Consider the following 13,134-nt stretch of genomic DNA (forward strand, 5'->3'; position numbering starts at 1 on the left):
AATCTTTAGTTTTTAATTTGATTCCAGTAATCTTTACTATTTATGGGATTAATTGTTTCCAACAAGGTCTTTAATTCTGCTAAATTAACTTTAGTTGTTGGTAGCCCCGCAGAAAAAATATTTTTTATTTCTTCTCTTTTAGCAATAAAAAAATTATCTAAGGGATAAAATTGATAGTTATTGGTATAGGCTTTTAAAGATAACAAATTTTCTGCAATATTATTTTTTGCTAATTGTTCATTATTCGCCATTAAGTCTAAACCTAAACGATGATATTGGTAAAATACATCTCTAAGTGTATTGGATTTATTGTTTATTAGATCTGTAATTATACTACCCCTAGTTTTTGGTCCCTCAAAAGTGTTCCATCCATCATAGCCTTGATTGATAGAATTATCTGCTATTTTTTTTGCCTTCTCAAAATATTTGGTTCCGCCTCTTCTTGAAAAGGAATCTGCATCGTAGCCCAAAATCATATAAACATAAAAGCTTATCACATCCGTTAAATTTTTGCCACTAAATTTATTTTCATTAAATATTAGATTCTCAGATTCATTATAAGTAAACTTAAATTGAGTGTCTTGAAAATTTAATAAAGGAGTGATATAGTTGGAATTGTATACCGGTCTTCCAGATTGAATGAAAATAGTTGCTTTAAATTCATTGGAAACTTTTTCTTGAATGGTAATACCAATGGTACATTTTATTCTTTCTTGTAGAGAAAGTGTACCTCCGTCGGTCCATTTAGTATTATTGATAAAATCCTTTAAATCTTTTTTTAAGGTATTAAATACTTGAGTATTGGATCCGGCAATTTTATCATAGTTTACAATTACATCTGCATACAATTCTTGCGAATAGGTAGATAAAGATGCAATAAAAACTATAAAAAAGCTCAGAATTTTTTTCATTGTAAATTATATTTTATATTTTGCTGAATATATAATTAAGAATATCTTTAGCTACTTCTTCTTTAGATTTTAAATTAAAAGAAGTTTTATTTTTATTCTTATCAAAAATAGTTATTTTATTCGTACTAGATTTAAAACCTGCGCCGGGGTCTTGCAAGGAATTTAAAATTATTATATCTAAATTTTTTTTCTTTAGTTTATGCAGTGCATTCATTTCCTCGTCATTGGTTTCTAAAGCAAAACCTACTAGCATTTGATTTTTTTTCTTTTCTCCCATAGTGAAAAGAATATCCTTATTTTTGACTAAATTCAACTGAAGAGTTTCCTCTACTTTTTTAATTTTAGTAGTAGATACTTTTTCAACTCTGTAATCTGACACAGCAGCAGACATTATAGCTATATCCACTTCATCATAGTATTGAAATACTGATTCAAACATCTCTTGAGCAGATGTAACATTTATTAGCTTTATTGAACTTGATAAAGGTATTGTTTCATGGCTTGGACCTGAGATTAAAATTACTTCAGCGCCTAATTTTTCAGCCTCTTTGGCTAAATCAAAACCCATTTTTCCTGAGGAATGGTTACCAATAAAGCGCACCGGATCTATAGACTCATAGGTAGGTCCTGCGGTTATTAAGATTCGTTTATGGTTGAAAATGGAATTTTTTTTAAAAGATTCTTCAATAAAAGTAACAATCTCCTCTGGCTCTGCCATTCTACCTTCTCCCTCTAGACCGCTGGCTAGCTCTCCACGATTGGGAGGAATTAATATATCACCTTTATCTTGAAGAGTCTTAATATTTTTTTGATTACTAGGATTTAAATACATATCTAAATCCATGGCAGGAGCAAAAAATATAGGGCATTTGGCAGATAGATAAGTGGTTAATGCTAAGTTATCCGCAAGAGCATTTGCCATTTTGGAAAGTGTGTTTGTAGTTGCTGGAGCAACAATAATAAAGTCAGACTTTAAAGCTAAATCAACATGGTTGTTCCACTTACCCGTGGACGTACTAAAAAATTCTGTATAAACTTCGTTTTTTGAAAGCGTACCTAAGGTAAGCGGTGTTATAAAACTATGGGCTTCTGGGGTCATGATTACTTGTACATCAACCCCTTTTTTAATAAAAAGCCTTACAAGAAAAGCGGTTTTATAAGCAGCAATACCAGCAGTTACTATAAGCAATGCTTTTTTTCCTATTAAAACCGACATAAAATAAAATTATTCGTCTGTTTTTCTAAAATAAACTTCATTATCTAACCATTCTTGAATAGCTATCAAAGTTGGTTTTGGTAATTTTTCGTAATATTTTGAAACTTCAATTTGCTCTCTATTTTCAAAAATTTCATCCATGGAATCACTATTTGAAGCAAATTCGTCTAACTTTTGATTTAAATCGTTTTTTATAATAGTATTGATCTGTTCTGCTCTTTTCCCAATAATTACTATAGCCTCATAAATGTTTCCAACTTTATTTTCAATATTTTCTTTATTGAAGGTAATTGTATTGGATGGCGCTTTTAATTCTTTCAAATTCATTTTTTAGTAGGTATGGATATTAAATTATTTTTTTTCTTTCTTTATCAGAGTCTTTTTTATTTTTAGACTCTTCTATGTTTTTTTCTTTGCTATCAAAATCTTCTCTAGCATTTTCTAAACGATTCTTTAGTCTTTGTGCTTCATTAACATATTCCGATTGTGGAAAATTTTTCACAAAATTTGTATAGGATAAAACGGCATCATTCAAACGATCATTCTTTAATCGGTGAACTGAGTTTACCGCCAATTCTGTTTTTGCTCTTAGCAAATAGATTTGAATTTCTTCTCTAAGATTTGTATCTGGAAATTCATCCAAAACGTTATTGAAAGCCACTATTGACCCTTTATATTCAGTAATTTTATACAAAGTTACGGCATTCTCAAAGGCTTTTTTCTCTAGTTTATGGGTGAGTTCATCCATCATTCGGTTACATTCCACAATTTTATCAGAATTTGGATATCTGTTGATATAAGATTGTAACTCTTTTAATGCATTTTTTGTGTTGGATTGATCTAAATTATAGTCCGGGGAATCTTTATAATAACAAAAGGCAGACATATAAGCTGCTTCTTCAGCTCTTTTATCTTGTGGATACGTCGATAAAAAGGTTTTAAATTGATGGGCAGCCAATCTATAATTTCCGTCTAAATAATTTAATTGTGCATTTCTATAGGCAATTTCCGGTGCATCGTCCGTACCAACTACTAATTTATTTGCATACTCATACAAACTTATCGCCTGTGGGTACTTCTTTTTTTGTTCATACTCTTCCGCAATTTTTAAGACATACCCTTTATCAGAACTTTTTAATGCTCGATTTAATTTTTTTTCACAGCTAACATTTAATAGTAAAGTAGAAGCTGTTAAAATAAAAATAATTTTTTTCATTCGCTTGCAAAGTTATACCTTTTCCATCTTATTTACAAATAAACAAAGGCTCAAGAATTTAAACTTATAATTAACTTAAATATTATTCAATAATTGAATTTTTCAAGCTTTATTTTTAGTTTCTATTAAATTCTTCCATCTTTTCTCTTATAAATGAAAGGCTTTTATTGGCTAATTCGTTTGCCTTATATTTTGATGGTCTCCATAGCGATACCGCTTCAGCCATACCAGCAACCGAAGAAGAAAAATTTTCAAGAACCAAGTTTCCTTCAAAATTGATTTCATTCAATCCCTTAAATAAATCATCCCATCTAACCAAACCTTCTCCCAAAATCCCCCGATCGTTCTCTGTCATATGAATATGTTTTAACCATTTTCCTGAATTTTTCACTGGATCATAAAAACTGGTTTCTTCGATATTCATATGAAAAGTATCTAAGTGAAGAAAAAGATTGGTTGCTTTTACTCTTTTTATCAGTTGCAACGTATCCTCCGCTTGGTTACAAATGTAGCTTTCGTATCGATTGATCGGCTCTATGCCTATATTAATATTAAACTTTTCCGCATACTTTGCAGATTCACCCCAGACCTCTAAAAGTATAGTTTCTTCTTCTGAAGTTCTAGGCTTTCCACTAAAAACTCCAATAGCAGAATGTAAAACCCCTCCTAAATAATCCACTTCCAAAATAGCAGCTTTATCTATGGCTTGTTGTATTAATTTTATAGCTTCTTTAGGGTGGGTAGGAATATGATAAGGTTTAGATAAATTTAACCCACAAACAGCTTCAATATGGTTATCTTTTAATTGTTTTTTAACTGTAGGCGCATCGAAATCCATTGAATTGGGCAATAAGATTTCAATTAAATCAAAACCTGATTTTGAGGCTTGTTGAATGGCATACAATCCCGCATCTGCCTTCCAAGATGGCGGTATCCAAGAAAGGATTGATGCTCCAATGCGTGCTTTTATCATACTAGGTAGTTTATAATTTTATACTGTTTTTTACTTTGTAACCGTAAAGACCATATAGGGCAATTAACACAAAGCAGACCAAAGGTACTATCATAGCCATTGAAATGCTTGTAATGTCTGATACAAAACCCATTACTGCCGTTAATATTGCACCTCCTACAATGGCCATTACCAAAATTGAAGAAGCAGTTTTGGTTTCATTCCCCAGTTGGTTTAGCCCTAAAGAAAATATTGTTGGATACATTATTGACATGAAAAAGCTGGATATAACCAAAGCCCAAACTCCTATAAGATTCGGAGAGCTAATTCCAATGAAAACCAGAACAATATTGATGATAGCATAAATAGCCAATAATTTATTTGGTTTTATGTATTTCATGAAAAAGGTTCCGGCAAATCTTCCAACCGTAAGAGCAATTAGTGAAAACGTTAAATAATGTGCCGCTTCAAAATCGCTAATTCCAGGGATCGAAAATTTGGCATATCTTATCATAAAGCTCCATATGCAAACTTGTGCACCCATATAAAAGAATTGGGTAAAAACAGCTAATTTAAAGTGTTTGATTTTCCATAAATGAGACAAGGATGAAAATAATGAATCTTTCTTGCCCGATTTTTGTTCTTGTATCTTAGGAAATTTCACCAAAGCAAACAGGATGGAAAATAGTAAAGCCACTGTTGAAATTACTAGATAGGGAGTTTCAACCGCATGTATTTCAGATTTATAATAAGCTTCAATCCCAGAGGGAGACATTTGGCTTAAAGTAGCTTCGTCGTGTTCTACTCCTGAAAAGATGAAATACTGCCCCACTAAAATCCCTGTAATACACCCGATAGGGTTAAAGGCCTGTGCTAAATTTAGCCTAAAAGCAGCCGTTTGTGGTGAGCCCAATATGGTAACATAAGGATTTGCTGCCGTTTCTAAAAATGCCAATCCACTAGCTATAACGAATAAAGCAAATAAGAAAAAACCATAAGTAGCATTTTGTGCCGCAGGATAAAAAAGAAAAGCCCCTAATGAAAATAATAGTAGTCCTATAATAATTCCAGTTTTATAATTGTATTTTCTTAGTACCATGGAAGCAGGCAAAGCAAAAAAGAAATAACCTAAATAAAACGCTGATTGCACTAAACCGGATTGAAAATCGGTTAATTGAAAGGCTTTTTTAAATTGGCTGATAAGTATATCGTTTAAATTATTAGCCATCCCCCATAAAAAAAACAGGGAAATTATTAATACTAATGGGATTAGCATTAACTTTTGGCTGTTGGACGAATTAATAGAATCTTTGTTCATGATTTATGATTGGTTTTAGTTTATTGAATGCAAAGATTAAACGATTAAACCACTAAGGTTAAATATTGCTATTGAGATGCATATTCATTTTTTCAATGAATTTATATCTAAAGTTTTTTTAATTCAGAACTTAATTTATCCATGAGTTGTTGGGTTGCTTTTACTAAGGGCAAACGTGTATTTGAGGTTTTAATAATTCCTTGCAAAGCTAAAAGTGCTTTGATTCCCGTTGGATTGCCTTCTGCAAAAATAAGCCTAATTAAGCTTTGAATTTGGTAGTGTATTTGATAGGCATCTTGAACCTTGTTTTCCAAACCTAAGCGTATCATTTGAGAAACTTTTTCGGGCAATGCTTGCCCAAGGACTGAAATTACTCCATCCCCTCCAGCTAAAGTTACGGGTAAGGCATATTCATCATCCCCGGAAGTTAATATAAAATCCTGAGGTTTATTTTTGAGTATATCTGTAGATTGTAAAAAGTTACCGCTTGCTTCTTTAATTCCTAATAGATTTTCAATTTCATTCGCCATTCGTAAGGTGGTTGTAGCTTCTATGTTTGAAGATGTTCTACCAGGTACATTATATATTATAATAGGTTTAGGGGAATTTTTAGCAAGGGCTTTATAATGTTGAAAGATTCCTTCTTGGGAAGGTTTATTGTAATAAGGTGATACCGACAAGATAGCAGAAAATGCTTCTAAATCTGTGGTTTGAAGTTGACGTATGATCTCAGCAGTATGATTTCCACCTATCCCTAAAATAAGTGGAAGTCTATGGTTATTTGTTTGCTTTATACATTCAATGATTTCCCTCTTTTCCCCTGCTTCTAGAGTAGCGCTTTCTGCGGTAGTGCCTAAAACAACTAGGTAATCTACTCCACCTCCTATATTGTAATTCACTAATTTTTCAAGAGATGAAAAATCCACCGTTTCATCTTCATTGAAAGGCGTTATTAAAGCTACACCTAAACCTTGCAATAATTTCATAAGAGTAACAATTTATCTTTTAAGCCATAAAAATACTATTTTTTTCAACAACACTATTTTTATAACCGTTTTTTTTACTATTTTATCTGGATACTGATTAGAATTTCAAATTTTTCCAATCTCGGGCTCCAATGACTTTTTCTTGAATTTCTCCATTCTCTTTTATTAAAAAAGTGGTTGGATATTCCGTAGGCAATAAGGAGGTTTCTATGGGACTCACTGCCTCATAAACTGGGAAAGTATATGAGTTTTCTTTTAAATATTCTTCTACTTTTTTCCTGTCATCTTTCATGTATATAAGCACGAATTGATAGTCTTGCTTGCTAGAATTGTACAAGGTTTGAATGTCTGGCATTTCGCTTTTACATATAGGACACCAAGTAGCCCAAAAATTCAAGAAAATTTTTTTGCCTTTAAAATCTTTAAAATTAACATCCGGGGTATTTACACCTTTTAGTTCAATATTATATTGTTCTGGAGTTAATTGACTTATTTTCGCGTACTTACTTTCTGCTGTTGAGGATTGTATTTTTTGTAAATACCCCCTTAAAGGGGTAAATAATAAAGCGATAATCAATGCTATAAAAACTATATTTACTACGTAAATAGGTTTTATTTTCATACTATATCTTAGAGATTATTTGCGTTAATTCATTGGCAATTTCATGCCCTTTGTCTTTGTTGTAAAATCCTTGAATGTCTTTTGCAAAATCATCATGAGTATAGGCTTCAGGATTTTCCTTGTATTTTTCTAAGAAAGGTGCACAAGATTTCGGACGAGGTCCCCAATGAGATATTTCTTCAAAAGTTTCAGCGTCTATAAATAGGATAATAGGAATGGCTTTGCCCCCATTGGTTAAATATTGCTGAATAAGTTTTTCGTCTGCATCTCTAAAGAAAAGTTTAAAATCTATATTAGATGAACTTTCTGCCAACTTCTGAACCACTGGAACAATTTGGGAAGCATCTCCACACCAACCTTCAGAAATAGCCAGAATATTAACCTTTTTATTCAGTTTGTTTAGTATAGAAAGTACAGATTCTTCTAAAACTAAAGTTTTGTCGTTTCTGTGAATCCTACTAAGATTTAACCGTGTATATTCCGCCAGTTTTTGGATATCTTTATCTCCCTCGTTATTTATACCTTCCTGAGCTTGTTTTTCAATAATTTCTTTATAAGAATCATAGCTTACTGCTTGTTCCCAATAATATTTTAGATCTATTGTTTGTGCCATCACTTTGATTGAATTGTAATTTTTTGGAATTGGTTTTGCCAATTCTTGGTGTTTATATTTTTCTAAGTTTATTTAATAAAGTAAAATCTGCCAGAACCATGGCTGTTAAGGCTTCCACAATAGGAACCGCCCTAGGAACTACACAAGGGTCGTGTCTTCCTCTGCCGTGTATCGTAGAAACTTCCCCCCTTTCATTAATGGTGGATTGTTCTTTCATAATTGTAGCTACAGGCTTAAAAGCTACCTTAAACACTACATCCATTCCATTGGAAATCCCTCCTTGGATGCCGCCGGAATGATTGGTTAAGGTTTTTCCTCCTTCTATAAATATATCGTTATGTTCGGATCCCATACATCGGGTACCTTCAAACCCACTTCCTATCTCAAAACCTTTGGCGGCATTTATCCCCATCATTGCCTGTGCCAAACGTGCAGATAACTTATCAAAAATAGGTTCGCCTAAACCTATAGGCATGTTCTGCACTACGCAGGTAACCGTACCACCAATGGTATCTCCTTCTTTTTTAATTCGGGAGACCAAATCAATCATTTTTTCTGCCGTGGATGCCTCCGGACATCGTACAATATTGCTTTCCACTTGAGAAAGATCCAGTTCTGTATAATGTTTATTCAATTGAATTTCTCCGATGGATGAAACGTACGCCTGAATTTTAATTTCTGGAATCAGTTGCTTGCATAAGGCGCCGCCCACCACCCAGTTGGCAGTTTCTCTGGCAGAGGTTCTCCCTCCTCCTCTATGGTCACGAATCCCGTATTTTTGCGTATAGGTAAAATCTGCATGGGAAGGTCGAAAAACCTGCACATTGTATTCGTAATCTTTAGATTTTTGGTTGGTATTGGGGATTAGAAAACCAATGGATTGACCGGTAGTTTTTCCTTCCAGTAATCCGGAGAAAAATTCTACCTTATCGTCTTCCTTTCTTTGGGTTACAATTTTAGATTGCCCCGGTTTTCTTCTATCTAGTTCTTTTTGCACGGCTTCTAAATCTACCGGAAGACCTGCCGGAAAACCGTCTACTATTCCGCCAATGGCTGTGCCATGACTTTCTCCAAAAGTAGTAAGTTTTATAATTTTTCCAAATTCATTAAACATACGTACAAAGTTAATTATAAAAAAACGATTTATCAATAGTTATGTATCAAGGCTAATCGTACGTGTAACCACTTATCCATGCGGTCTTTAGTATAAAATAATACATTCATCACTAAAATTTTATAAAAAATACAGATAAAAATTTGCTCAACTTCTTGTATTTTATCTACCTTTGTGATAAATAAACATATATTTTATTCTAATTCGTTTAAATATTAATTTTTAAAACTAATACTATGGCAAAGAAACCCGTATTTGGAGACGGCAATCGAATGCTTACCGAGTAAGAGGCAGATTGACTTCGTCACATCAGTCACAAAATCCCTACCTATGGGGGTAGCAAATCCAACCTATTTGTTATCCGCAAAACTTAGTTCAGTTTCGGATGAATGCTAATTTTAAAAATAAAATCCCTTATGTTTCGCAGTACAATGAGAGTGATTATTCTTTCATCAGACATTTGGCAACGCAGTTTGGAGAATATTTTTACTATGATGGTGAGCAGTTTATTTTTTCTGCTTGGGGAAGCAAAATTGTGGAGCTGATGGAAGGGGAAGATATTTACGATTATGATTTATCTATGCAAATGGGGGCGCAAGCTTTTGGGCTTACGGGGTACGACCCTCAGCAAGGAGAATCTTTGATTGTAGAATCTTCTTCTAAAAGGGTGCAGTATAGCGAGAATCCTTTTCAGCAATATGCAAACAATGTTTCTGAGGATTTGTACGCTAGCCATATTCCTACGGCACATTACGGACATAGCAATTTAAGAGAGGGAAGAATGGCGCTTGATATGGATTTGGAGAGAGGCATAAGAAAAAAAAGAGAATTGGTTCGCTTGGAAGCTCGTGTAAATAATCCTTCGCTTCGGGTGGGCGATATTGCTAAGTTGAAAGTTTGGATGCCGGGGCACCAGATTTTTAAAAATGGTAAGGTTCCTGCGGAGAGTTACAAGGTTTTAGAAATTGTACATAGTTTTGAAGATGGTTTGGGCTACGAACACCGTTTTGTGGGTGTGCCTAAAGATTCTGTAGTTCCTGCTTCTTTTAATTCGGGGTCTTTCCCAAGAGCAGATGTACAGCATGCTGTGGTAAGCCAAAACCAAGATCCGTAAAAAATGGGAAGGGTGCGGGTGCAGTTTGCTTGGCAAAAAGCCAAAAACAGCCAGACCCCTTGGGTGCAGATCATTCAACCGCATGCAGGTTCGGGCAAAGGAACGTATTTTACCCCCGAAGTTGGGGAAACGGTTTTGGTGGCTTTCCAAGGAGGAAACCCGGATGCACCGGTGGTGCTGGGTACGGCTTATAACGGAGGAGAGATTGCCCGTTATTACACGGAGGGGAATGATTTAAAGGTGATTGAAACCCGTAGCGGTACCAAGATTGTTTTTAACGATGCCGAAGGTAAAGGAAGTATTTTGGTGGAAGACCCGAGTGGAAATCGCTGGTTTATGGATGGACAAGGGTCTATTTCGGTGGATGCACCTAAGGATTTTTCGGTAACGGCAGGAGAAAATATAAACCTGAGCGCAGGAAAAAACATGAACTTTAGTGCGGGGCAAAACCAAACTACTTCGGTAGGAATGAATGCTACTACCCAAGTGGGTATGCAGTACTCTTTGTTTGCTGGGGATATTGATATGGACTCCGTAGGTAGTGTAAATATGAAATCTAAAGAATTGCAAGAACTTTCTGAGGAATACCAAAGTTCTACAGAAACTACTATGAATTTTCATGCACAGGAAACTTCCCATAATAATAGCGGTGAAAAATCTAATTTATTCTAAAAATGGCAGGAGGTAAAATAACAATACGGGCAGGGGGTAAAATAACCAAAGTATCGGAAAAATATTCGGTGTATACCAACAAGCTTACCTTAAATTCTAACGGACCAATAAACATTACTTCCGATAAGGATATTATTTACGGTGCTCCGGAACAACCTAAAACCGGTGGAGAATATATTCTTAGAGGTTGGTGGAGTTCTGACCAAACCGGCGAAGATAAAATTAAATCTTCCTTTATAGGAGAACAAGTATTTTTTGTGGTAGAAACAAAAAACATAGCCGTCGGCGAGGAAATTTCCTTTGTATTGTACGACGATAGTTCCCTAACCTATCAAGTAGGACAAGAAAGAAGAAAATTTCAGGGAGAAACAAAAAAAACAGAAATTCCTTTAATACATACAGGTACAAATGAACCTTATACTACCGAAAAAATAAATTCTGAAGGAAAAGCCATAATTAACTTTTATGTTACCGAAAATAAATTTATTTCTGAATTACTGCAACAAGACAAAGACGGTTATTTAGAATTATTTTTTAAAATTTCTTATAAAGATGAGCAATATGAATTGCCGATTATATTTGGGGATTACCTGAAAGTGTATGATGTTTTCCCTATAGACCGCTTTAAAATGCCGGGGATTAACCGCACGGGAGATGGAGTAGCCGATGATATGACCTTTGGCAGGGGAGTAAAAAGTAAACCACCCATTTACACTCCTTCGGAGGTTAGTAATTACAAAGATAATTATACTAGACGGGGCTTTTCTTTAGAACAAGATGCCGATTGGGTTAATTATATTCCTTCTTCCGGGGAAAATACTTCTTTCCCTGAAAGGAAAGAACAAGGCAAGGCATGGAAACCCGAAGAAATTGTAGCCAAAAAAGACAACCTGCAAGTAGCTCCTACAGAAGTAAAACCTTTAGATTATATAACCCCTAAAGTATATAAAAAGGCTCTATACAATAAAAAGGACATTTTTAATACCAAGTATAAGAAAGAAATAAAACCAAGAGGAGTACTTATTGCTAGGTATATGGAAAACACAGGTGAGTATACCGAAAAATTATATAAAGAATATAAGGATAGATACGGAACCCTGGCGGCCGAAAAACATTTTGAACGGTTTAAAAGTATGGTGGAACGTTATTTTGACTGGAGAGATTTGCAAGGAAACATAGGTAAAATGGTGGATAAATTTAAACAAAATGAAGGAGGAATTTATGAAAGCGAATTACTTAGCCAAAACTTGGCCAAACAGCCGGCTACCCTTGCCTATTGCCAAAAAATAGAAGATTACCTAAGCCTCAAGCTAAAAGAAAGCGAAGGCGATTTTCAAATACTCAAAGATCAACAAATATACTTTGAAAAACGAGAAGATTTTGATGAAAGGAAAAAAAAGCAAAAACAATTCGGCCGTATTATGTATAGTTGGGGATTTAGTGTGGAAGGCGCAAAAAATATGGTAGAGGGGCGTACCATTGCCCTAAACGATATTTGGGCACGAGAGGTTTACCTAACCGGATTTAAAAAAATAAATGCCCGGGAGTATAAACTAAACTACCGAATTATTTTGTGGGATCATTTCGGGCTGGATTTGCCCGATATGGAAAAACTGTTTAATATACTTCCCCAAGCCTCTGAAATTTTTGCCCATTGGTTTATTTTGCAACATTTGTACGGTTACCGTCCCTTCGTGACCCAAGCCGTAATAGAAAGAGAATTTAGCGGGAATATTTACTATACCCGTCAGGAAAATATAAAGGCACAACAGGCAGAACAAGCAGCAAAAGAAAATGAAGCCCAAGATGCCCAACAAAAAGTTAACCTAAACAACCTTCCCAAATGGTAAAATTAAAAACCCTTCGTCTAATTTTTTATTCCCTGTTTATTCTTATTTCCTGTTCCGGTACCCAAAATAAAATAGAATTTGTACCTGTTAATCGAAGAGAAAAAAAATTTATTTCCAGTTATTCAGGCGATTTGCACAGAGATACTTATATTTATAGAGAAAGGATATTAATAAAAAAACCTCCAGCCGATTTGGAAGAGCTAAAAAAAGCAATGATGGATTACCGGAATAAAAAAGGAGTTCCATTGGATAAATTGGATACGGATGAATACAGCATGAATTTTTACCGTTATACAGATGATACCTCTTATTTTCTGAATCATATAAGCTATGACACTTGGGATGGACAAACCAAATACTTAGGGAGTCAGGAACAAGATTTTTTAGGCTTTGTTTTTAGTGAGCGTTGTCCGGCAGATACTACACAATGGCAAACTCATGTTTTATGGACAATTCCTGACCAAGAGAAGCTAAAAAAAGATGAGTTTTATGAACTAAAACAGGAAAATATAATTCCCTGTCCTAAACCTAAAGATCCTTATCAGTAATT

The 13,134-nt window shown here is 34.3% G+C and carries 14 protein-coding genes; 4 read left to right on the forward strand and 10 right to left on the reverse strand.

Features of this window, described 5'->3' with window-relative positions:
- Positions 1-5: 5 nt before the first annotated feature.
- From porD to aroC, 10 genes are all read right to left on the reverse strand, one after another.
- Complete coding sequence (porD, locus tag ETU10_RS10245) at positions 6-911, reverse strand: type IX secretion system protein PorD (protein ID WP_146262847.1); 906 nt, start codon at positions 909-911, stop codon at positions 6-8.
- A 13-nt stretch (positions 912-924) separates the two neighbouring features.
- A complete protein-coding gene (gene coaBC / locus ETU10_RS10250; RefSeq protein WP_146312019.1) occupies positions 925-2,127 on the reverse strand; it encodes a bifunctional phosphopantothenoylcysteine decarboxylase/phosphopantothenate--cysteine ligase CoaBC in 1,203 nt (400 codons plus the stop codon).
- A gap of 9 nt (positions 2,128-2,136) precedes the next feature.
- The gene (locus tag ETU10_RS10255; RefSeq protein ID WP_146262845.1) at positions 2,137-2,454 is read right to left on the reverse strand and encodes a DNA-directed RNA polymerase subunit omega; all 318 of its coding nucleotides are present in this window, start codon (positions 2,452-2,454) and stop codon (positions 2,137-2,139) included.
- A 19-nt stretch (positions 2,455-2,473) separates the two neighbouring features.
- A complete protein-coding gene (locus ETU10_RS10260; protein WP_146312021.1) occupies positions 2,474-3,343 on the reverse strand; it encodes an outer membrane protein assembly factor BamD in 870 nt (289 codons plus the stop codon).
- Between the two features lie 115 nt (positions 3,344-3,458).
- On the reverse strand, positions 3,459-4,316 hold the full coding sequence (locus ETU10_RS10265; protein ID WP_146312023.1) for a sugar phosphate isomerase/epimerase family protein: 858 nt from the start codon (positions 4,314-4,316) through the stop codon (positions 3,459-3,461).
- A 10-nt stretch (positions 4,317-4,326) separates the two neighbouring features.
- A complete protein-coding gene (fucP, locus tag ETU10_RS10270) occupies positions 4,327-5,613 on the reverse strand; it encodes an L-fucose:H+ symporter permease (RefSeq protein WP_146312025.1) in 1,287 nt (428 codons plus the stop codon).
- Positions 5,614-5,720: 107 nt separating this feature from the next.
- Entirely contained in the window at positions 5,721-6,599 is an 879-nt protein-coding gene (gene dapA, locus ETU10_RS10275; RefSeq protein ID WP_146312027.1) for a 4-hydroxy-tetrahydrodipicolinate synthase, read from the reverse strand.
- Positions 6,600-6,696: 97 nt separating this feature from the next.
- A complete protein-coding gene (locus ETU10_RS10280) occupies positions 6,697-7,221 on the reverse strand; it encodes a TlpA family protein disulfide reductase (RefSeq protein ID WP_146293535.1) in 525 nt (174 codons plus the stop codon).
- Between the two features lies 1 nt (position 7,222).
- Positions 7,223-7,876 (reverse strand): thioredoxin family protein, encoded by a 654-nt coding sequence (locus ETU10_RS10285; protein WP_146312030.1) that lies wholly within the window; start codon positions 7,874-7,876, stop codon positions 7,223-7,225.
- 10 nt (positions 7,877-7,886) lie between these two features.
- Complete coding sequence (aroC, locus tag ETU10_RS10290; RefSeq protein ID WP_146312032.1) at positions 7,887-8,948, reverse strand: chorismate synthase; 1,062 nt, start codon at positions 8,946-8,948, stop codon at positions 7,887-7,889.
- A gap of 385 nt (positions 8,949-9,333) precedes the next feature.
- On the opposite strand from aroC, the gene ETU10_RS10295 reads away from it, so the two are divergent.
- The 4 genes from ETU10_RS10295 to ETU10_RS10310 are packed head-to-tail and all read left to right on the forward strand — an operon-like array spanning position 9,334 to position 13,132.
- Positions 9,334-10,062 (forward strand): hypothetical protein, encoded by a 729-nt coding sequence (locus ETU10_RS10295; protein ID WP_146312034.1) that lies wholly within the window; start codon positions 9,334-9,336, stop codon positions 10,060-10,062.
- Positions 10,063-10,065: 3 nt separating this feature from the next.
- Positions 10,066-10,734 (forward strand): phage baseplate assembly protein V, encoded by a 669-nt coding sequence (locus tag ETU10_RS10300; protein ID WP_146312036.1) that lies wholly within the window; start codon positions 10,066-10,068, stop codon positions 10,732-10,734.
- A gap of 2 nt (positions 10,735-10,736) precedes the next feature.
- Positions 10,737-12,584 carry a DUF3289 family protein gene (locus tag ETU10_RS10305; RefSeq protein ID WP_146312038.1) on the forward strand — a complete coding sequence of 616 codons (1,848 nt, stop codon included), beginning with the start codon at positions 10,737-10,739 and terminating at the stop codon, positions 12,582-12,584.
- Positions 12,578-13,132 carry a hypothetical protein gene (locus ETU10_RS10310; RefSeq protein ID WP_146312040.1) on the forward strand — a complete coding sequence of 185 codons (555 nt, stop codon included), beginning with the start codon at positions 12,578-12,580 and terminating at the stop codon, positions 13,130-13,132. Before ETU10_RS10305 ends, ETU10_RS10310 begins: the two co-directional genes overlap by 7 nt.
- The last annotated feature ends 2 nt before the right edge of the window (positions 13,133-13,134 follow it).

It is taken from the genome of Apibacter muscae, from assembly GCF_007845595.1.
GTDB classification, from domain to species: domain Bacteria; phylum Bacteroidota; class Bacteroidia; order Flavobacteriales; family Weeksellaceae; genus Apibacter; species Apibacter muscae.

Coding starts and splice junctions, on each gene's coding strand:
- ETU10_RS10255 (WP_146262845.1), bottom strand. CDS start 2,454: ATGAATTTGAAAGAATTAAAAGCGCCATCCAATACAATTACCTTCAAT.
- ETU10_RS10295 (WP_146312034.1), top strand. CDS start 9,334: ATGAATGCTAATTTTAAAAATAAAATCCCTTATGTTTCGCAGTACAAT.
- ETU10_RS10265 (WP_146312023.1), bottom strand. CDS start 4,316: ATGATAAAAGCACGCATTGGAGCATCAATCCTTTCTTGGATACCGCCA.
- ETU10_RS10300 (WP_146312036.1), top strand. CDS start 10,066: ATGGGAAGGGTGCGGGTGCAGTTTGCTTGGCAAAAAGCCAAAAACAGC.
- coaBC (WP_146312019.1), bottom strand. CDS start 2,127: ATGTCGGTTTTAATAGGAAAAAAAGCATTGCTTATAGTAACTGCTGGT.
- porD (WP_146262847.1), bottom strand. CDS start 911: ATGAAAAAAATTCTGAGCTTTTTTATAGTTTTTATTGCATCTTTATCT.
- fucP (WP_146312025.1), bottom strand. CDS start 5,613: ATGAACAAAGATTCTATTAATTCGTCCAACAGCCAAAAGTTAATGCTA.
- ETU10_RS10305 (WP_146312038.1), top strand. CDS start 10,737: ATGGCAGGAGGTAAAATAACAATACGGGCAGGGGGTAAAATAACCAAA.
- ETU10_RS10260 (WP_146312021.1), bottom strand. CDS start 3,343: ATGAAAAAAATTATTTTTATTTTAACAGCTTCTACTTTACTATTAAAT.
- aroC (WP_146312032.1), bottom strand. CDS start 8,948: ATGTTTAATGAATTTGGAAAAATTATAAAACTTACTACTTTTGGAGAA.
- dapA (WP_146312027.1), bottom strand. CDS start 6,599: ATGAAATTATTGCAAGGTTTAGGTGTAGCTTTAATAACGCCTTTCAAT.
- ETU10_RS10310 (WP_146312040.1), top strand. CDS start 12,578: ATGGTAAAATTAAAAACCCTTCGTCTAATTTTTTATTCCCTGTTTATT.
- ETU10_RS10280 (WP_146293535.1), bottom strand. CDS start 7,221: ATGAAAATAAAACCTATTTACGTAGTAAATATAGTTTTTATAGCATTG.